The organism is Pseudomonas schmalbachii (assembly GCF_017589465.1).
In the GTDB taxonomy this organism is placed as follows: domain Bacteria; phylum Pseudomonadota; class Gammaproteobacteria; order Pseudomonadales; family Pseudomonadaceae; genus Pseudomonas; species Pseudomonas schmalbachii.
This window is the reverse complement of sequence record NZ_JAELYA010000006.1, coordinates 35883-54876: the sequence shown is the minus strand read 5'-3', so window position 1 is coordinate 54876 and position 18994 is coordinate 35883. Positions and strand designations below refer to the sequence as shown.

The following is an 18994-nucleotide window of genomic DNA, read 5'->3' as shown; positions in this document are numbered from 1 at the left end:
CATCTGCGCCCACTTTGCTCAGCGAGGTACAGCATGCGGCGAGCTTTAGTAGCCGGTAATTGGAAGATGCACGGTACCCGTTCCAGTGTGTCGGAGCTGATCAAAGGACTGCAGCAGTTGGCGTTGCCCACGGATGTCGAGGTCGCGGTCTTTCCGCCTTATCTCTACATCGAGCAGGTCCTGAAAGGGCTGGAAGGCAAGTCGATTGCGGTTGGGGCGCAGAATTGCGCGCTCGAGCCGGAGCAGGGTGCGCTGACAGGCGAGATTGCCGCCAGTCAGCTGGCTGATGCAGGTTGTCGCCTAGTGCTGGTGGGGCATTCCGAACGCCGCCAGATCATCGGTGAGGGCGATGACGTCGTCAGTCGCAAATTCGCCGCCGCGCAGTCCTGCGGGCTGATTCCGGTGCTCTGCATCGGTGAAAGCCGTGAGGAACGCGAGGCGGGCAGGACTCTCGAGGTTGTCGGGCGCCAGTTGGGCTCGGTGATCGAGAATCTGGGCGTAGAGGTGTTTTCTCGCGCCGTTGTGGCTTACGAGCCGGTATGGGCGATCGGGACGGGGCTGACAGCAACTCCCGAGCAGGCCCAGCAAGTACATGCGGCTATCCGTGCGCAGTTGGCGGCAGAAGATGCCGAGGTCGCCCAGGGAGTTCGTCTCCTGTACGGCGGCAGTGTCAAGGCGGCGAATGCTGCTGAGCTGTTCGGTATGCCGGATATAGATGGGGGGCTGATTGGTGGAGCCTCTCTCAATGCGGACGAGTTCGGCGCGATTTGTTGCGCTGCGGGAAGCTGAGAAATGCTGGAAACAGTAGTGATTGTGGTTCACCTAGCGATGGCGCTGGGTCTGGTTGTGCTGATTCTTCTGCAGCACGGCAAGGGTGCTGATGCAGGCGCGTCCTTTGGCGCGGGTGCTTCGGCGACGGTGTTCGGTAGCCAGGGTTCTGCTACCTTCCTGAGCCGTTTTACTGCTATACTTGCTGCGGTTTTTTTCATTACCAGCTTGGGTTTAGCGTATTATGCTAAAGAAAAAGCTGATATGATTCGCAACGCTGGTTTGCCAGATCCGGCGGTTGTTGAGCAGAGACAAGAGTCGGTTCCGGCGGCAAGCGATGTGCCGGTCCCGCAAGAGCAGCAGAAGCCTGCTGCCAGCGAAGGAGACGTTCCTGCGACTCCGGAGCAGAAGTAAGTCGGTTTATGCCGAGGTGGTGGAATTGGTAGACACGCTACCTTGAGGTGGTAGTGGCCATAGGCTGTAGGGGTTCGAGTCCCCTCCTCGGTACCATATACGGAAGGCCCGCGTAGCGGGCCTTTTCGTTCGGGCAGTTTGGTTGACCTGCATGGTCGCTGTCCGTATAATTTTGCACCAGCTTTGACGCGGGATGGAGCAGTCTGGTAGCTCGTCGGGCTCATAACCCGAAGGTCGTTGGTTCAAATCCAGCTCCCGCAACCAGTTTGGCAGAGCCCCTTTTAAGGGGCTTTTTGCTAGCTGGACAGTCCGCCGCCACGGTTGGGCGGCACATAGGGATGGGCGTTTCGCCCATTTTTTGTTTCTACAGCATACGCGAGGCGATCAGGTGTCGAGCAAGCTAGAACAGTTGCAGGCCTTGTTGGCCCCTGTAGTAGAAGCGCTCGGCTATGAGTGCTGGGGCCTGGAATACATTTCCCAGGGTCGCCATTCCCTGCTGAGGGTATATATCGATCGTCCCGAAGGAATTCTGATCGACGACTGCGAAGCGGTCAGCCGGCAGGTCAGCGGGGTGCTCGACGTCGAAGATCCCATCAGTGGCGAGTACACCCTTGAGGTGTCGTCGCCGGGCATGGATCGGCCGCTGTTCACTCTCGACCAATTCGCCCGCTACGTTGGTGAGCAGGTGAAGATCAAACTGCGCACGCCTTTCGAACGGCGGCGCAACTTCCAGGGCATTCTCCGTGGTGTGGAGGAGCAGGACGTGGTGGTCCTCGTGGACAATCATGAATACCTGCTGCCGATCGAATCGATCGATAAGGCCAACATCATTCCCCGATTTGAGTGAGCCGCGAGTCAGCGGGTTCCAATGGATTGAAAGGCGAGGCGTACGATGAGCAAAGAAGTACTGCTGGTTGTTGAGTCGGTATCCAATGAAAAGGGTGTACCGCCCGGCGTGATTTTCGAAGCGCTGGAACTGGCTCTGGCGACCGCCACCAAGAAGCGTTTCGAGGACGAGGTCGACCTGCGCGTGCAGATCAACCGTAGCAACGGTAACTACGAAACGTTCCGCCGTTGGACTATCGTCGAGGACGAGGACTATTCCAACCCGGCCGCCGAGCTGACCGTAGAGGACGTCCAGGAAGAGCACCCCGGCATGAAGGCCGGCGAAGTGATCGAGGAAAAGATCGAGTCCATCGAGTTCGGCCGCATCGCTGCACAGACCGCCAAGCAGGTCATCGTGCAGAAGGTCCGCGAAGCCGAACGCGCCCAGGTGGTCGACGCCTATCGCGAGAAGGTTGGCGAGATCATCTCCGGCACCGTGAAGAAGGTCACCCGCGACAACGTCATCGTCGACCTCGGCAACAACGCCGAAGCGCTGCTGGCCCGCGACCAGATCATCCCGCGCGAGACTTTCCGCGTCGGTACCCGCGTGCGTGCCCTGCTCAAGGAAATTCGCAGCGAGAACCGCGGCCCGCAGCTGGTGCTGTCGCGTACCGCGCCGGAAATGCTGATCGAGCTGTTCCGTATCGAAGTGCCGGAAATCGCCGAGCAACTGATCGACGTGATGGCCGCCGCCCGTGACCCGGGTTCGCGCGCCAAGATTGCCGTTCGTTCCAAGGACAAGCGTATCGATCCGCAGGGCGCCTGCATCGGTATGCGCGGTTCGCGTGTACAGGCCGTTTCCGGTGAACTGGGCGGCGAGCGCGTGGACATCGTGCTGTGGGACGACAACCCCGCACAATTCGTGATCAATGCCATGGCTCCGGCCGAAGTGGCGGCGATCATCGTCGACGAAGATACCCACACCATGGATATCGCCGTCGCCGAAGACAACCTGGCCCAGGCCATTGGCCGCAGTGGCCAGAACGTGCGTCTGGCCAGCCAGCTCACGGGCTGGACCCTGAACGTGATGACCGAGGCCGACATTCAGGCCAAGCAGCAGGCTGAGACTGGCGACGTCCTGCAGCGTTTTGTCGACGAATTGGACGTCGATGAGGAACTTGCTCAGGTACTGGTGGAAGAAGGTTTCACCACCCTGGAAGAAATCGCCTACGTACCGATGGAAGAGATGCTCAGCATCGACGGCTTCGACGAGGACATCGTCAATGAGCTGCGCTCGCGCGCCAAGGATCGCCTGCTGACCAAAGCCATCGCCACTGAAGAAAAACTTGCCGACGCGCAACCGGCCGAAGACCTGCTCAGCCTCGATGGGATGACCAAAGAGCTGGCGCTGGACCTGGCGCTGCGTGGCGTAACCACTCGCGAAGACCTTGCCGAGCAGTCGATTGACGACCTGCTCGACATCGACGGTATGAACGAAGAGCGTGCCGGCAAGTTGATCATGGCCGCCCGAGCCCATTGGTTCGAGTAAGCATTCGCGGCCTGAGGAGAGAAGTGCATGACGCAAGTCACGGTGAAAGAACTGGCCCAAGTGGTCGATACGCCGGTTGAGCGCCTGCTGCAGCAGATGCGCGACGCAGGTCTGTCGCATACCAGCGCTGAACAGGTTGTAACCGACGGCGAGAAGCAGGCCCTGCTGGCTCATCTGAAGAGCAGCCACGGCGATCGCCTGGAAGAACCACGCAAGATCACCTTGCAGCGCAAGACCACCTCTACCCTGAAAGTCTCGGGTAGCAAGACGGTCAGCGTTGAGGTTCGCAAGAAGAAGACATACGTCAAGCGCAGCCCGGATGAGCTTGAGGCCGAGAAGCAGCGCGAGCTGGAAGAGCAGCGTGCAGCGGAAGAGGCTGCTCGCCTGAAAGCCGAGGAAGAGGCCCGCCAGCGCGCTGCCGAAGAGGAAGCCCGTCGCAAGGCCGAGGCTGCCCGTCAGGCTACAGCCCCTGCTGGCCAGGCGCCGGCTGCTCCTGTCGCCCCGGTTGCGCCCGTGCCGGTTCCTGCCGCAGCGGTTGCTGCGCCGGCCGCGCCGACAGCCGACGAGCGCAAGAAGGAAGAGGTTCGTCGTGCGCCCAAGCGCGAGGAAGAAGACGAACGCCGCGATCGCAAGCATGCGCAGCATCGCCCGTCGATCAAGGAAAAGGAAAAGACCTCTGCTCCGCGCGTAGTGCGCAGCCCGGTAGACGACGAGGACGGTTTCGGCCGTCGTGGCGGTCGCGGCAAGGGGAAACTGAAGAAGCGTAATCAGCACGGGTTCCAGAGCCCGACAGGACCCATTGTGCGCGAAGTCAGTATCGGCGAAACCATCACTGTGGGTGAGCTTGCTCAGCAGATGTCGGTGAAGGGCGCTGAAGTCGTCAAGTTCATGTTCAAGATGGGCACTCCGGTGACCATCAACCAGGTGCTCGACCAGGAGACCGCACAGCTGGTCGCCGAAGAGCTGGGCCACAAGGTCAAGCTGGTCAGCGAGAACGCTCTGGAAGAGCAGTTGGCAGAATTGCTGAAGTTCGAAGGCGAGGCGGTATCCCGCGCGCCGGTAGTGACCGTGATGGGTCACGTCGACCACGGCAAGACCTCGCTGCTCGACTACATCCGTCGTGCCAAGGTGGCGGCTGGCGAAGCTGGCGGCATTACCCAGCACATCGGCGCCTACCACGTGGAAACCGACCGCGGCATGGTCACCTTCCTCGACACCCCTGGCCACGCCGCGTTCACCGCGATGCGTGCCCGTGGCGCCAAGGCTACCGACATCGTGATCCTCGTGGTTGCGGCGGACGACGGTGTGATGCCGCAGACCCAGGAAGCCGTGCAGCATGCGAAAGCGGCTGGCGTTCCGATCGTGGTCGCGGTGAACAAGATCGATAAGCCGGAAGCCAATCCGGACAACATCAAGAACGGCCTGGCCGCGCTGGATGTGATTCCGGAAGAGTGGGGCGGCGATGCGCCTTTCGTTCCTGTTTCGGCGAAGCTCGGTACCGGCGTCGACGAACTGCTCGAAGCCGTACTGCTGCAGGCCGAGGTTCTCGAGCTGACCGCTACCCCGTCGGCTCCGGGCCGTGGTGTGGTCGTCGAATCGCGTCTGGACAAGGGCCGTGGCCCGGTGGCAACCGTGCTTGTTCAAGATGGCACCCTGCGTCAGGGCGACATGGTTCTGTGCGGCGTCACCTATGGCCGCGTGCGTGCCATGCTCGACGAGAACGGCAAGCCGATCAAGGAAGCCGGTCCGGCAATTCCGGTCGAGATCCTCGGTCTGGATGGCACTCCGGAAGCCGGTGATGAACTGACCGTGGTTGCCGACGAGAAGAAGGCCCGCGAAGTCGCTCTGTTCCGTCAGGGCAAGTTCCGCGAAGTCAAACTGGCACGTGCCCACGCCGGTAAGCTGGAAAATATCTTCGAGAACATGGGTCAGGAAGAGAAGAAGACGCTCAACATCGTCCTCAAATCCGACGTCCGTGGTTCCTTGGAAGCCCTGCAGGGTTCGCTCAGCGGTCTGGGCAACGATGAAGTACAGGTTCGTGTGGTAGGTGGCGGCGTCGGTGGTATCACCGAGTCGGATGCCAACCTCGCACTGGCTTCAAACGCCGTGCTGTTCGGCTTCAACGTGCGTGCCGATGCGGGTGCGCGCAAGATCGTCGAAGCTGAAGGTCTGGATATGCGTTATTACAACGTGATCTACGACATCATCGAGGACGTCAAGAAAGCCTTGACCGGCATGCTCGGCAGCGATGTTCGCGAGAACATCCTCGGCATCGCCGAAGTCCGCGATGTGTTCCGCTCGCCGAAGTTCGGCGCGGTCGCCGGCTGCATGGTCACCGAGGGTCTGGTGCACCGCAACCGTCCGATCCGTGTACTGCGCGACGACGTTGTGATCTTCGAAGGCGAACTGGAATCCCTGCGTCGCTTCAAGGACGACGTCGCCGAAGTCCGTGCCGGCATGGAGTGCGGTATCGGCGTGAAGAGCTATAACGACGTTCGCGTTGGCGACAAGATCGAAGTATTCGAGAAGGTCGAAGTCGCTCGCAGTCTCTGATGATGTGAGCGCAACCACAGCGCCCGGGCCGGCTTTTCAGCTGTCCCGGGCGTTTGTCGCTTATTTGTCCATTGGCCGTAGGCCGGTGGAGGCAGGTTAGGAAAATGGCAAAAGAATACAGCCGCACCCAGCGCATCGGCGATCAGATGCAGCGTGAGCTGGCACTGCTGATCCAGCGTGAGATCAAGGACCCGCGCCTCGGGCTGGTGACCATCACTGGCGTCGACGTCGCTCGTGACCTGTCCCATGCCAAGGTGTTCATTACCGTCATGGGTCAGGACGACAACGCCGAGGTGATCAAGCAGAACATCTCGATCCTCAACGATGCAGCGGGCTTCCTGCGCATGCAGTTGGGCAAGGCGATGAAGCTGCGTACCGTGCCGCAACTGCACTTCAGCTATGACGCGAGTATTCGTCGCGGTGCTGAACTGTCGGCGCTGATCGAGCGCGCCGTCGCCGAGGATCGCGGGCACAGCAAGGATACCGAGGAGTAAGGCGTGGCCCAGGTAAAACGTATCCGCCGCGCAGTCAACGGCGTGCTGATTCTGGACAAGCCGCGTGGCATGAGTTCCAACCAGGCGTTGCAGAAGGTGCGCTGGCTGATCAACGCCGAGAAGGCCGGGCACACCGGCAGCCTCGATCCACTGGCTACTGGCGTGCTGCCGCTGTGCTTCGGCGAGGCGACCAAGTTTTCCCAGTACCTGCTGGACGCCGACAAGGGCTACGAGACGGTCATGCAACTCGGCCTGACCACGACCACCGGCGATGCCGAGGGCGAGGTCGTCGAGCAGCGCGAAGTGACCGTCGGTCGGGAACAGATCGAGGCGGTACTGCCACGTTTCCGTGGCGATATAGAGCAGGTCCCGCCGATGTACTCGGCGCTGAAGAAGGACGGCCAGCCGCTTTACAAGCTGGCGCGTGCAGGAGAAGTAGTGGAGCGCGAGGCGCGTTCTGTTACTATTGCGCGCTTGGATTTGCTCGCCTTCGAAGCGCCTTGCGCGACGCTGGCGGTAGCCTGCAGCAAAGGCACCTATGTGCGTACTCTGGTCGAGGATATCGGCCAGGCGCTAGGTTGCGGCGCGCATGTCGCGGCATTGCGCAGGACCCAGGCGGGCCCGTTCGGGCTGGACCAGGCCATCAGCCTGGAAGCCCTGGAACAGGCCCATGCCGAAGGCGGCAACGAAGCGCTGGATCGTTTCCTGATGCCAGTGGATTCGGGCCTGGAGCACTGGCCGCTGATCCAGCTTTCCGAGCACAGCGCCTATTACTGGTTGCACGGACAACCCGTACGCGCCCCGGATGCTCCGAAGTTCGGCTGGATGCGTGTACAGGATCATCAAGGTCGCTTCATCGGTATCGGTGAGGTGACGGACGACGGGCGAATCGCCCCGCGTCGACTGATTCGGTCGTAAGACCGAAACCCGAGGGTGGCTGTCAGCAGGCACGGTCACTCCTCTTTTATGAACACAGGGAAAAGTCCCTGGCCTGTTACCTCAGAGGAAGCCCCATCATGGCACTGAGCGTCCAAGAGAAAGCCCAGATCGTTAACGAGTACAAGCAAGCTGAAGGCGACACCGGTTCCCCGGAAGTGCAGGTTGCACTGCTGTCCGCCAACATCAACAAGCTGCAGGACCACTTCAAGGCCAACGGCAAAGACCACCACTCCCGTCGTGGTCTGATCCGCATGGTCAACCAGCGTCGTAAGCTGCTGGACTACCTGAAGAGCAAGGACACTGCTCGTTACAGCGCCCTGATCGGTCGCCTGGGCCTGCGTCGTTAAGACGTAAGCCTGAAGTGGGAGGCTGGGAGCTTGGAGCTGAAAGTCGGTGCGAACCGGCCTTCGGCTTCGGGCTCCCAGCTTTCCGCTTTTTAAGGGAATGAAAACGGGCCGACTCCCGACATTCCCACAGTTTCCCCCAAGGCAACAAAGAGAAGGAAAACACCGTGAACCCGGTAATCAAGAAATTCCAGTTCGGTCAATCGACCGTAACCCTCGAGACTGGCCGTATTGCCCGTCAGGCCACCGGCGCTGTGCTGGTCACCATGGACGACGTTACCGTGCTGGTAACCGTCGTAGGTGCCAAGCAGGCCGACCCGAACAAGGGCTTCTTCCCGCTCTCCGTTCACTACCAGGAAAAAACCTACGCAGCCGGCCGCATTCCCGGTGGTTTCTTCAAGCGTGAAGGCCGTCCTTCCGAGAAGGAAACCCTGACCTCGCGCCTGATCGACCGTCCGATCCGCCCGCTGTTCCCGGAAGGCTTCATGAACGAAGTGCAGGTCGTCTGCACCGTCGTTTCCACCGGCAAGAAGTCCGATCCGGACATCGCTGCCATGATCGGCACCTCCGCCGCCCTGGCGATCTCCGGTATTCCGTTCGCCGGTCCGATCGGCGCCGCCCGTGTTGGCTTCCACCCGGAACTCGGCTACATCCTCAACCCGAATTACGAACAGCAGCAGAGCTCCAGCCTCGACATGGTCGTGGCCGGTACCGCTGACGCCGTCCTGATGGTTGAATCCGAGGCCGACGAGCTGACCGAAGACCAGATGCTGGGCGCCGTGCTGTTCGCACACGACGAATTCCAGTCGGTCATCCGTGCCGTTCAGGAACTCGCTGCCGAAGCTGGCAAACCGACCTGGAACTGGACCGCTCCGGTCGAGAACACCGCGCTGGTCAACGCCATCAAGGGCGAGTTCGGTGCTGCCATCTCCGAGGCGTACACCATCACCATCAAGCAGGAGCGTTACGCCGCTCTGGACGCCCTGCGCGATCAGATCGTCGCCAAGTTCGCCGGTGAAGGCGAAGGCCAGTTCCCGGCTGGCGAAGTCAAAGATGTCTTCGGTCTGCTGGAATACCGCACCGTTCGCGAGAACATCGTCAACGGCAAGCCGCGTATCGATGGTCGCGACACCCGCACCGTTCGCCCGCTGAAGATCGAAGTCGGCGTTCTGGGCAAAACCCACGGTTCCGCGCTGTTCACCCGTGGCGAAACCCAGGCGCTGGTCGTTGCCACCCTCGGCACCGCGCGCGACGCTCAGCTGCTGGATACCCTGGAAGGCGAGCGTAAAGACCCCTTCATGCTGCACTACAACTTCCCGCCGTTCTCGGTGGGCGAGTGCGGCCGTATGGGCAGCCCGGGCCGTCGCGAGATCGGTCACGGTCGTCTGGCCCGCCGCAGCGTCGCTGCCATGCTGCCGCAGCAGGCTGATTTCCCGTACACCATCCGCGTGGTTTCCGAAATCACCGAATCCAACGGCTCCAGCTCCATGGCTTCCGTTTGCGGTGCTTCGCTGGCTCTGATGGATGCAGGCGTTCCGGTCAAGGCGCCGGTTGCCGGTATTGCCATGGGTCTGGTCAAGGAAGGTGACAAGTTCGCCGTCCTGACCGACATCCTGGGTGACGAAGACCACCTGGGCGACATGGACTTCAAGGTCGCCGGTACCGACAAGGGCGTTACCGCCCTGCAGATGGACATCAAGATCAACGGCATCACCGAAGAGATCATGGAGATCGCCCTGGGCCAGGCCCTGGAAGCTCGCCTGAACATCCTCGGCCAGATGAACCAGGTCATTGCCGCTCCGCGTGCAGAGCTGTCGGAAAACGCTCCGACCATGATTCAGATGAAGATCGATTCGGACAAGATCCGCGACGTCATCGGCAAGGGCGGCGCCACCATCCGCGCGATCTGCGAAGAAACCAAGGCCTCGATCGACATCGAGGACGATGGCAGCGTGAAGATCTACGGCGAAACCAAGGACGCCGCCGAGGCCGCCAAGCAGCGCGTCCTGGCGATCACCGCGGAAGCCGAGATCGGCAAGATCTACGTCGGCAAGGTCGAGCGTATCGTCGACTTCGGCGCCTTCGTCAACATCCTGCCGGGCAAGGATGGTCTGGTGCACATCTCGCAGATCAGCGACAAGCGCATCGACAAGGTCACCGACGTGCTGCAGGAAGGCCAGGAAGTCAAAGTCCTGGTGCTCGATGTGGACAACCGTGGCCGCATCAAGCTGTCCATCAAGGACGTTGCCGCTGCCGAAGCCTCTGGCGTGTAAGCAAACGGCGAAACGGAGAGGGCCCCTTGTGGGCCCTCTTTTTTTGTCTGGAGAAAAGGATTTGGCGGACCTGCCAGTCGTGCATTCTGCACGGTGGTTTTTGCGCAGCCTTGCAGATTGCCCAAGACAGGTTTTCGTATCTGTCTGATAAGTCTGGACTTTTACTGTCACCGAAGGCTGGCACAGGTGTTGCGACGGTAACTGTGCAACTGCCGCCAGGAATTGGCCGCAGTTTCCCGAATGAAACAGGAGAAACCGCCATGAAATCCAATTTCCGCAAGCTGGCCCTTGCAACCGCTACTGCGACTGCCCTGAGCTTCTCGTTCGCCAATACGGTGTTCGCTCAGCCGACCACGCTGGCAGCGAACGATACGGTACAAAAAGCCGAAGAAGCGGTTTCCGACACCTGGATCACCAGCAAGGTCAAATCCAGCCTCATTGCCAACAAGGACATCAGTGGCACCAACATCAAGGTCGAGACCAACCAGGGTGTGGTTGCCCTGTCCGGTACGGTGAAGACCGATGCCGAGCGTGATCTTGCCGTGCAGACTGCTCAGGGCATCAAGGGCGTGAAGGATGTAGCCGCCGATGGCCTGAAATCCGTCGAGTGATTTCCGGCGCTACGGCTGGAGCCGGGAAGCTCAGCAATCGAGTATGCAGGGATGCATGGACGAAGCTCCGCACGGGACTACCCGGCGGGGCTTTTCTCCATGTGACTGGCGAGTCTGGCGATCAGTTGCCGCGCTTGCTCTGGATGGTGGTCAGGCGATTGCCTTCGAAACGGACGAAGTAGACCATGCCGTTCCACGGGCCGTAGATCCATTCCTCGACCGCTACTTCGGTGCGCTGGCCCCAGCCGACGGATATTTCCTTGTAGCCCAGGTGGGCCCGATCGACGGGCTCGCCGCAGCGGCTCAGCACATCGCTGGTGCTGTCGCCGGTGCTGATCAGCTTGCTGTTGCAGCGCAGGCTCGCGGCCTGGAGTTCGACGCTGGCGAGTAGCAGGAGCGGGAGCAGCAGAAGTAGTGGGCGCATGGGCAATCCATTGTCAGTTGCGCTGGAATTCAATCGACTTGAGGCGATTGGCTTCGAAGGTGAGGATGTAGGTGGTGCCGTTGCGCGGTCCGTAGACCCATTCCTCGACGCGGAACTCCCGCCGGTCGTAGCCGCCGAGCGTGTAGCCGACCTCATCGCGGTGGGCAGGAGTACCGCATTTCTTTTCGACTTCCCATGCGCGGTCGCCGATGCTGACCAGGGCACTGCCGCAGCGCATGCTTTCCGCCTGCGCCGCGGTTGCGCCGAGCAGCAGCGTGCACGGCAGGAGAAGGTTCAGACAGAGGGTTTTCATTCGCTGTCGAGGTTCAGCTGGCTGATGACGTCCCCGTTATTCTCCGCCTCGGCGAGGCTGACGTCGATCAGGTAGACGCGCTCATCCGGCAGCCCGCCCTTGCTGACCAGATAGTCCTTGATCTGCGTTGCACGGGCCTGGGCCAGCCTGCGCAGCAGCAGCTCGCTCTTGCTCCAGGAGTCGAGTACGGCCTGATGCAGTTTGGCCGTACGTTCGTCTTTATCGAGCTCCTTCCATTCCGCCGGCGGCTGCTGCTTCAGGCGCGTGCGGTAGATGCCTTCGAGCAGCGCGGGCTGCAGGTCTTCCGGGACTTCGAGCTGGCTGGCGTCGCTGGGTAGCTTCTCGCCGCGCCGCTGGAGGATACGGTAGTAGTTGTTCTGGAATTCCTGCTGCAGGCGCTGTTCCGCCAGCAACGGGCCGTCGCTGGATGCCGCGCTGACGCCTTCCACCTCCAGACGCAGGGCAGGGCGCTGCTTCAGGGCTGCTGCGAGCTTGTCCAAACGCCCCTGGGCGGTGCCCGAAAGTTCGTTGGAGCCGGCACTGAAGGGCACGCTGCCCATGTCGGGATCGCCACCGCCACCGGCCAGGCCGGCGATGAACTTGAAGGGCGCCTGCACGGCCCGCACGATCAGGTTGCGCAGGGTCTGCCAGACTATCGGCATGACGCTGAACTGCGGGTTGTTCAGGTCGCCGGAAACCGGCAGCTGGATGTCGATGTTGCCGTTGGCGTCCTTCAGCAACGCCACCGCCAGCTTGACGGGCAGGTCGACGGCGTCCGGGCTCTCGACCTTTTCGCCGAGCTGGAGTTTTTCCACCAGCACCTTGTTCTCGGCGTTCAGCTGGCCCTTGGTGATCTTGTAGTGCAGGTCGAGGTTCAGGCGCCCCTTGCGGATGCGGTAGCCGGCGAACTTGCCGGAGTAGGGCGTCAGGGTGGTCAGCTCGACGCGCTTGAAGCTGGTGGCGATATCCAGCTGCTCCAGCGGCGAGAAGGGGTTCAGGCTGCCCTTGATGCTGACCGGGGCGTATTTGTCGACCTTGCCCTTGAAGTCGACGTTCGCCGGCCGTGGATTGCGGTTGTCGATGGTCCCGATCGAGCCGCCGAGCTGCTGGATCGCCGTGGCGAAGTCGGGGCGCAGGGTCAGGTCGGCGAAGTTGGCCGAGCCGTTGTTGACCTTGATCCCGCCGATGCGGATGCCCAGCGGTTTGCTGGCGGGTTGCGAGGCTGCGCCGGTACTTGTGGGGGCGGCGCCCTGGGGCTGCTCGATGATCAGCTCGGTGACGTTGGTGGTGCGGTCCTCGTTGATGATGAAGCGCGCATAGGGCTCTTCGAGGGACAGGCTCTGGATCGCCAGGCTGTCGCCATGCTGGTAGGCCAGGCCGTCGAGCGTCAGTTGCTGCCATTTGACGAAGTCGCGGCTCTTCAGGGTGTCCAGGGTATGCAGCTGGGTGACCTGGGCCGAGCCGCCGACGCTGAAGGCCAGCGGCTCGGTGCTCTTCAGGTCGACGTCGAGATCGCTGGCGAGGAAGCCGCTGCGCAGCTCCAGGCGTATGAACGGGCTGATGTAGGACTGGGCGATGCGCAGGTCGATATCCCGGGTGGCGACCTTGAGCCGGGCGCTGATCGGTTCCAGAGCTACCTGGCCGCTGGCTTCCACCTGGCCGCGATTGCCCAGGCCGGTCTTGAGCTTGAGGGTCAGCGGCGACTTGCGCAGGCTGTCGAGATTCTGCAGGTCCAGGTCCAGCGGGCCGATATCCAGCGGTACTTCCGGCGACGGCGCACGGTCGACGAGGTGCGCCTTGTAGCCGCGCAGTTGGGTATCGCGGATCAGCACATGCCAGGGGCTTTCCGCTGGTGTTGCCGCTTCGGCAGTCGCAGGTTTTTCTGCAGGTGCAGGCGTTGGGGTTTCCGTCTGCGTTTCGGCAACCTGCTTGTCCTTGCCGGTGGCGACATCTTCCGCTGTTGCCGGAGCTGCATTTGCCGGCTCTGCCGGTGCTGGCGTCGTGGTTTCCGCTGGTGGCGCGGGCTTACGCTTGAAGGGCTGGAAATTGGCGAAGAGCTTCTGCCAGTCCAGTTGGCCATCCTTCTCGCGGGCAGCCCAGGCTTCCAGGCCCTGGCTGCGTACCTGGCCGATCACCACTTCGCGCTTGGCCAGGTCCATGCTGGTGTCGCTGACGTCGAGGCTGGCCAGCTTGACCAGGGGTTTCTTGTCGGGGGTATGCAGGGCGAAGTCCTGCAGGTTCACGGTCGCCTTGTCGAGCAGCAGCTGGGTTTCCTTCGACAGGTCGAGACGGTAGTCGGAGGAAAGGCTGAGCATGCCTTTCTCCAGGTCCAGCGGTGCGTTGTCGCGTACGTACGGCCACCAGGCCTTCAGCGGAATGCCCTTGACCGACAGGCTGCCCTGGGAGGTGATAGGCACCAGGCTCAGGTCGCCCTTCCAGTCCAGCCGGCCGCCATGCGGGCCGGTGGCGAGCAGGGTCATGGTCGCGCCCTGGCCGGGCAGGGTAGTGAGGTTGTGCAGTTCGAACCCCAGCGGTCTGAGGAGGAAGTCGATGGGCTCGCTGGGGCGGCGATCCTGGAAGTGCAGGCTGCCCTCGGCAAGCTCGACGCGGTCGATGCGCAGCGGGAAGGGATCTCCGGGCGGCTCGGCGCTCGGCTGGCTGGGCGGCAGCTTGAACAGGCGGGTCAGGTTCAGCGTGCCGTCTTCAGCGAACAGCAGCTCGGTATGCGGGCCCTCCAGTTCGACATCGGCCAGATGCAGATGGCGTTCCCAGAGGCTGTCCAGTTCGGCGTTGGCGTAGAGGCGCTTGAAGCTGAGCTGTTCCTGCCCGGGGGCGCCGATATGCAGGCCCCAGAGGGTCAGCTCCAGGCTGAAGGGGTTGAACTCGATCCGTTCGAGCTTTGCCGGAAGCGTGGCGTAGTTGGCGAGTTGCTGGTTCGCCACGCGAAGGGCGATTCCGGGGAGAATCAGGAAACCCAGCAAGCAATAAAGAAGAGCCATCAGCACCAAAGTGCCGATAGTGCGTATCAATCCTTTGGACATGGGGAGTGCCGCTTTCCGTCGTGACGTGCCTAGGAGTATGGCACGCAGACAAAGTTCCGAAGGTGATATGCGGCAGCAGGTGGCAGGCTGGTCATGGAGCTGGGCGAAATTCGGCCTGTTTCGCCGGCGATGGCGACGGGCTTCAGCGCCCGGTCCGGCAGGTGAAGATCCCGCCGCCCGCTGGAACGGGGCGGCGGGATGCAGGGGATCAGCGCTCGATGGCCAGCGCCACGCCCTGGCCGCCACCGATGCAGAGGGTGGCCAGGCCTTTCTTCGCGTCGCGGCGGATCATCTCGTGCAGCAGGGTCACCAGCACGCGGCAGCCGGACGCGCCGATCGGGTGGCCAAGGGCGATGGCGCCGCCGTTGACGTTGACCTTGCTGGCGTCCCAGCCGAGTTCCTTGCCGACCGACAGGGCCTGGGCGGCGAAGGCTTCGTTGGCTTCGATCAGGTCGAGGTCGGCCAGTTGCCAGTTGGCTTTTTCCAGGCAGCGGCGGGTGGCCGATACCGGGCCGATGCCCATGATCGACGGATCGACGCCGGCATTGGCGTAGGCGGCGATCTTCGCCAGCACCGGCAGGCCGAGCGCCTTGGCCTTGGTTGCGCTCATCAGCAGCACGGCGGCGGCACCGTCGTTGAGGGTGGAGGCGTTGCCGGCGGTTACGCTGCCGTCCTTCTTGAACGCCGGCTTCAGCTTGCCCAGCGAGTCGGCGGTAGTGCCGGCGCGGACCTGCTCATCGGTGTCGAAGGCGATGGGCTCGCCCTTGCGCTGCGGAATCAGCACCGGGGTGATCTCCGCCTTGAAGCGGCCGGCCTCGATGGCTTCGGCGGCCTTGCGCTGCGATTCGGCGGCGAAGGAGTCCTGTTGCTCGCGGCTGAGGCCGTACTTCTCCACCAGGTTCTCGGCGGTGATGCCCATGTGGTAGTCGTTGAAGGCGTCCCACAGGCCGTCGTTGATCATGCTGTCGACCATCTTCGCGTGGCCCATGCGCAGGCCGGTGCGGGCGCCGGGCATGACGTAGGGCGCCAGGCTCATGCTTTCCTGGCCGCCGGCGATGATCGCCTCGGCGTCGCCGCAGCGGATCGCCTGGGCCGCCAGGTGCAGGGCCTTGAGGCCGGAGCCGCAGACCTTGTTGACGGTCATCGCCGGTACGCTGACCGGCAGGCCGGCCTTGATCGCGGCCTGGCGGGCGGGGTTCTGCCCGGCGCCAGCGGTGAGGGTCTGGCCGAGGATCACTTCGTCCAGCTGTTCCGGAGCGAGGCCGCTCTGTTCGAGCAGGCTGCGGATCACCACGGCACCGAGATCGGCGGCCGGGATGGACGACAGGGAACCCTGGAAGCTGCCGATGGCGGTACGGGTGGCGGCAACGATGACGACTTCTTGCATGACGCAGATCCTCTGGATAAAGCGGGCCGAAGCAAAAAACCATGGTGACACAGAGCTCCCGGCCAGGACCACTACCCTTTCCGGGCGGGGCGTCAGCGCAGCGGCGGCAGGCCCATGCGTCGGCGGGCACGGTGCAGCGAGCCGTTGCGCACGGCCCAGCGCAGCAGCGGCACGCTGCGCTTGACGCTGGTGCGGATCAGTTGGCGCTGCACGTTGTTGAAGGTCAGGCCGAGCATGTCCCCGGCCCACTCCGGCAACAGGTCGATGCCGGCGCGCAACATCAGGGCGCTGAAAGGCTTGGCCAGGGAACTCGGCGCGGGGGCATCGAGCAGCACCTCGACGACCTCGCGGGTGCGCTCGTCGTAACCCAGGCTGGGGCGCATGCCTTCGAGGTAGTCGTCGATCTCCCGTCGCGAGCGCGGCACATCGCGTGCGCCAAGGCGTTCAGCGACCAGGGCGATCTCGTCGTAGTAGCGGTCCTGTTCGCTGCCCGGCAGGTCGGGATTGCGGTAGCGCAGGTAGGACTTGAGGAAGCTGTTCACCTCGACCACATGGACCCAGGTGAGCAGGTCCGGGTCGTTGGCGGAATAGGCGCGGCCGTCGGGCAGGGTGCCGTGGACGTTGTCGTGGATGCGCCGCACCCGGGCGATCAGCTTGTCCGCATCGGCGCGCGAACCGTAGGTGGTGGTCGAGATGAACTGGCCGGTGCGGCGCAGGCGGCCGAGCATGTCGTTGCGGAAGTTGGAGTGGTCCCACACGCCGCCGAGGGCCAGCGGGTGGAGCATCTGCAGGAGCAGCGCGCTGATGCCGCCGATCAGCATGGAGCTGAAGTCGCCATGCACTTTCCAGCACGCCGAATCCGGCCCGAACAGACCGGGATCGCCCTTGGGCGACTCGAAGTCGACCCCGCCGAGGGCGAGGCCGGTCAGGCTGAGCACCTGGCTTTCGATGTGACGGCGGATGGTTTCCATGACGGATAGCTTCGAGCTTCAAGCGGAAAGCTGCAAGTTAGAGCACACAGACAACTGTAACCTCTTGCTTGCAGCTTGCAGCTTGCAGCTTGCAGCTTGCAGCTTGCAGCTTGCAGCTTGCAGCCGCGCTACCGGTTCAGTCGCGCCTCGATCAGCCCCTGCACCACGCTCGGGTCGGCCAGCGTCGAGGTGTCGCCAAGGTTTTCCAGCTCGTTGCAGGCGATCTTGCGCAGGATGCGTCGCATGATCTTGCCCGAACGGGTCTTCGGCAGGGCGGGGGCCCACTGGATCAGCTCCGGCTTGGCGAAGCTGCCGATCTCCTTGCTGACCAGTCCAAGCAGTTCCTGCTTCAGCTCGTCGCTGGGCTCCACGCCGCTCATCGGTGTGACGAAGGCGTAGATGCCTTGGCCCTTGAGGTCGTGCGGATAACCCACCACCGCCGCCTCGGCGACCGCGTCGTGCAGCACCAGGGCGCTTTCCACTTCGGCGGTGCCGATGCGGTGGCCGGAGACGTTGATCACGTCGTCGACCCGCCCGGTGATCCAGTAGTAGCCGTCCTCGTCGCGGCGTGCGCCGTCGCCGGTGAAGTAGTAGCCGGGATAGGGCTTGAAGTAGGTGTCGATCATCCGCTGGTGGTCGCCATAGACGCTGCGGATCTGGCTCGGCCAACTGGCCTTGATCGCCAGCACGCCGGCGCCGGGGCCGTCGATCTCCTTGCCCTGCTCGTCGAGCAGCGCCGGCTGCACGCCGAAGAACGGGCGGGTGGCCGAACCCGGTTTCAGCGAGGTGGCGCCGGGCAGCGGGGTGATGAGGATGCTGCCGGTCTCGGTCTGCCACCAGGTATCGACGATCGGGCAGCGGGTTTCGCCGACCACGTGGTAGTACCACTCCCAGGCTTCCGGGTTGATCGGCTCGCCCACGGAGCCGAGCAGACGCAGGCTGGCGCGCGAGGTCTTCTTCACCGGCCCCTCGCCCTCGCGCATCAGCGCACGCAGCGCGGTCGGCGCGGTGTAGAAGATGTTCACCTGGTGCTTGTCGATCACCTGCCAGAAACGTGAGGCGTCCGGATAGTTTGGTACGCCCTCGAACATCAGCGTGGTGGCACCGTTGGCCAGCGGACCGTAGACGATGTAGCTGTGCCCGGTGACCCAGCCGACATCGGCGGTGCACCAGAAAATGTCGCCTTCGTGGTAGTCGAACACGTACTTGTGGGTCATCGCCACGTTCAGCAGATAACCGCCGGTGGTGTGCAGTACGCCCTTGGGTTTGCCGGTCGAGCCCGAGGTGTAGAGGATGAACAGCGCGTCCTCGGCGTCCATCGGTTCCGGCGCGCAGTCGTCGCTGGCCGTCTTCAGCGCCTCGTGGTACCACAGGTCGCGGCCTTCCACCCAGGGAATCTCGCCCTTGGTGCGCTCGACCACCACCACGGTGGAGACGTTCGGGCAGTCCTTCAGGGCCTTTTCCACGTTCTGCTTGAGCGGGATGTACTTGCCGCCGCGCACGCCCTCGTCGGCAGTGATCACGGTGCGGCAGTCGGAATCGAGGATGCGGTCGCGCAGGGAGTCCGGCGAGAAGCCGCCGAACACCACCGAGTGGATCGCGCCGATCCGCGCGCAGGCCAGCATCGCGTAGGCGGCTTCGGGAATCATCGGCATGTAGATGCACACCCGGTCGCCTTTCTCCACGCCGCGGCTCTTCAGCACGTTGGCCAGGCGGCAGACATGGCTGTGCAGCTTGCGGTAGGTGATGTGCGCCGATTCGGCGGGGTTGTCGCCTTCCCAGATGATGGCGATCTGTTCGCCGCGCTTTTCCAGATGGCGGTCAATGCAGTTGTAGGCGACGTTCAGTTGGCCACCCTTGAACCAACTGGCCTGGCCCTTGGTGAGGTCGCCGTGGTGGACGGAGTTCCACGGCTTGAACCAGTCGAGGAAAGCCTTGGCCTGTTCGCCCCAGAAGGTTTCCGGGTGCTCGATGGACTGGCGATAGAGGCGCTGGTAGGCCTCGTCGTCGAGATGGGCACGCTGGCGAACGGCGTCCGGCACCGGGTGAACGGTGATTTCGAACATGTCTGATTCCTTGTTTTTGTGT

Annotated in this window: 16 protein-coding genes and 2 tRNA genes; 12 read left to right on the top strand and 6 right to left on the bottom strand. The window is 62.9% G+C overall.

Translation table 11 applies throughout. The annotated features are described in order from the left end of the window. Nucleotides 1-33: 33 nt before the first annotated feature. From tpiA to JFY56_RS15775, 12 genes are all read left to right on the top strand, one after another. A complete protein-coding gene (gene tpiA / locus JFY56_RS15830; protein ID WP_208314802.1) occupies nt 34-789 on the top strand; it encodes a triose-phosphate isomerase in 756 nt (251 codons plus the stop codon). 3 nt (nt 790-792) lie between these two features. Further along, complete coding sequence (gene secG, locus JFY56_RS15825; RefSeq protein ID WP_208314801.1) at nt 793-1182, top strand: preprotein translocase subunit SecG; 390 nt, start codon at nt 793-795, stop codon at nt 1180-1182. A gap of 10 nt (nt 1183-1192) precedes the next feature. Further along, nucleotides 1193-1278, top strand: a tRNA-Leu gene (locus tag JFY56_RS15820). A 91-nt stretch (nt 1279-1369) separates the two neighbouring features. Continuing rightward, nucleotides 1370-1446: transfer RNA gene (locus JFY56_RS15815), tRNA-Met, on the top strand. 124 nt (nt 1447-1570) lie between these two features. Then, a complete protein-coding gene (rimP, locus tag JFY56_RS15810) occupies nt 1571-2029 on the top strand; it encodes a ribosome maturation factor RimP (protein WP_208314800.1) in 459 nt (152 codons plus the stop codon). 45 nt (nt 2030-2074) lie between these two features. Next, complete coding sequence (gene nusA / locus JFY56_RS15805) at nt 2075-3556, top strand: transcription termination factor NusA (RefSeq protein WP_208314799.1); 1482 nt, start codon at nt 2075-2077, stop codon at nt 3554-3556. A 27-nt stretch (nt 3557-3583) separates the two neighbouring features. Beyond that, on the top strand, nt 3584-6109 hold the full coding sequence (gene infB, locus JFY56_RS15800; protein WP_208314798.1) for a translation initiation factor IF-2: 2526 nt from the start codon (nt 3584-3586) through the stop codon (nt 6107-6109). 104 nt (nt 6110-6213) lie between these two features. Then, nucleotides 6214-6603: a 30S ribosome-binding factor RbfA gene (rbfA, locus tag JFY56_RS15795; protein WP_208314797.1), complete on the top strand. Its 390-nt coding sequence runs from the start codon at nt 6214-6216 to the stop codon at nt 6601-6603. A 3-nt stretch (nt 6604-6606) separates the two neighbouring features. Next, on the top strand, nt 6607-7521 hold the full coding sequence (gene truB, locus JFY56_RS15790) for a tRNA pseudouridine(55) synthase TruB (protein WP_208314796.1): 915 nt from the start codon (nt 6607-6609) through the stop codon (nt 7519-7521). Nucleotides 7522-7619: 98 nt separating this feature from the next. Beyond that, nucleotides 7620-7889, top strand: coding sequence for a 30S ribosomal protein S15 (rpsO, locus tag JFY56_RS15785; RefSeq protein ID WP_208314795.1), 270 nt, complete (start codon nt 7620-7622; stop codon nt 7887-7889). A gap of 164 nt (nt 7890-8053) precedes the next feature. Beyond that, nucleotides 8054-10159 (top strand): polyribonucleotide nucleotidyltransferase, encoded by a 2106-nt coding sequence (pnp, locus tag JFY56_RS15780; protein WP_208314794.1) that lies wholly within the window; start codon nt 8054-8056, stop codon nt 10157-10159. 260 nt (nt 10160-10419) lie between these two features. Next, nucleotides 10420-10770, top strand: a complete 351-nt coding sequence (locus tag JFY56_RS15775; protein ID WP_208315206.1) for a BON domain-containing protein — start codon at nt 10420-10422, stop codon at nt 10768-10770. A gap of 121 nt (nt 10771-10891) precedes the next feature. Here JFY56_RS15775 and JFY56_RS15770 read toward each other — a convergent pair whose 3' ends face one another. The 6 genes from JFY56_RS15770 to acs form a co-directional block, all read right to left on the bottom strand. Next, nucleotides 10892-11194, bottom strand: a complete 303-nt coding sequence (locus JFY56_RS15770) for a DUF2845 domain-containing protein (RefSeq protein WP_208314793.1) — start codon at nt 11192-11194, stop codon at nt 10892-10894. Nucleotides 11195-11207: 13 nt separating this feature from the next. Continuing rightward, a complete protein-coding gene (locus JFY56_RS15765) occupies nt 11208-11507 on the bottom strand; it encodes a DUF2845 domain-containing protein (RefSeq protein ID WP_208314792.1) in 300 nt (99 codons plus the stop codon). Then, nucleotides 11504-14548: a DUF748 domain-containing protein gene (locus tag JFY56_RS15760; protein ID WP_208314791.1), complete on the bottom strand. Its 3045-nt coding sequence runs from the start codon at nt 14546-14548 to the stop codon at nt 11504-11506. The genes JFY56_RS15765 and JFY56_RS15760 overlap by 4 nt, the downstream gene beginning before the upstream one ends. A gap of 208 nt (nt 14549-14756) precedes the next feature. Continuing rightward, nucleotides 14757-15935 carry an acetyl-CoA C-acetyltransferase gene (locus tag JFY56_RS15755; protein ID WP_208314790.1) on the bottom strand — a complete coding sequence of 393 codons (1179 nt, stop codon included), beginning with the start codon at nt 15933-15935 and terminating at the stop codon, nt 14757-14759. Nucleotides 15936-16027: 92 nt separating this feature from the next. Continuing rightward, nucleotides 16028-16906: an oxygenase MpaB family protein gene (locus JFY56_RS15750; RefSeq protein ID WP_208314789.1), complete on the bottom strand. Its 879-nt coding sequence runs from the start codon at nt 16904-16906 to the stop codon at nt 16028-16030. Nucleotides 16907-17034: 128 nt separating this feature from the next. Continuing rightward, nucleotides 17035-18972 (bottom strand): acetate--CoA ligase, encoded by a 1938-nt coding sequence (gene acs / locus JFY56_RS15745; RefSeq protein WP_208314788.1) that lies wholly within the window; start codon nt 18970-18972, stop codon nt 17035-17037. Nucleotides 18973-18994: the final 22 nt, after the last annotated feature.

Coding starts and splice junctions, on each gene's coding strand:
- tpiA (WP_208314802.1), top strand. CDS start 34: ATGCGGCGAGCTTTAGTAGCCGGTAATTGGAAGATGCACGGTACCCGT.
- secG (WP_208314801.1), top strand. CDS start 793: ATGCTGGAAACAGTAGTGATTGTGGTTCACCTAGCGATGGCGCTGGGT.
- nusA (WP_208314799.1), top strand. CDS start 2,075: ATGAGCAAAGAAGTACTGCTGGTTGTTGAGTCGGTATCCAATGAAAAG.
- infB (WP_208314798.1), top strand. CDS start 3,584: ATGACGCAAGTCACGGTGAAAGAACTGGCCCAAGTGGTCGATACGCCG.
- rbfA (WP_208314797.1), top strand. CDS start 6,214: ATGGCAAAAGAATACAGCCGCACCCAGCGCATCGGCGATCAGATGCAG.
- rpsO (WP_208314795.1), top strand. CDS start 7,620: ATGGCACTGAGCGTCCAAGAGAAAGCCCAGATCGTTAACGAGTACAAG.
- JFY56_RS15775 (WP_208315206.1), top strand. CDS start 10,420: ATGAAATCCAATTTCCGCAAGCTGGCCCTTGCAACCGCTACTGCGACT.
- JFY56_RS15770 (WP_208314793.1), bottom strand. CDS start 11,194: ATGCGCCCACTACTTCTGCTGCTCCCGCTCCTGCTACTCGCCAGCGTC.
- JFY56_RS15765 (WP_208314792.1), bottom strand. CDS start 11,507: ATGAAAACCCTCTGTCTGAACCTTCTCCTGCCGTGCACGCTGCTGCTC.
- JFY56_RS15760 (WP_208314791.1), bottom strand. CDS start 14,548: ATGTCCAAAGGATTGATACGCACTATCGGCACTTTGGTGCTGATGGCT.
- JFY56_RS15755 (WP_208314790.1), bottom strand. CDS start 15,935: ATGCAAGAAGTCGTCATCGTTGCCGCCACCCGTACCGCCATCGGCAGC.
- JFY56_RS15750 (WP_208314789.1), bottom strand. CDS start 16,906: ATGGAAACCATCCGCCGTCACATCGAAAGCCAGGTGCTCAGCCTGACC.
- acs (WP_208314788.1), bottom strand. CDS start 18,972: ATGTTCGAAATCACCGTTCACCCGGTGCCGGACGCCGTTCGCCAGCGT.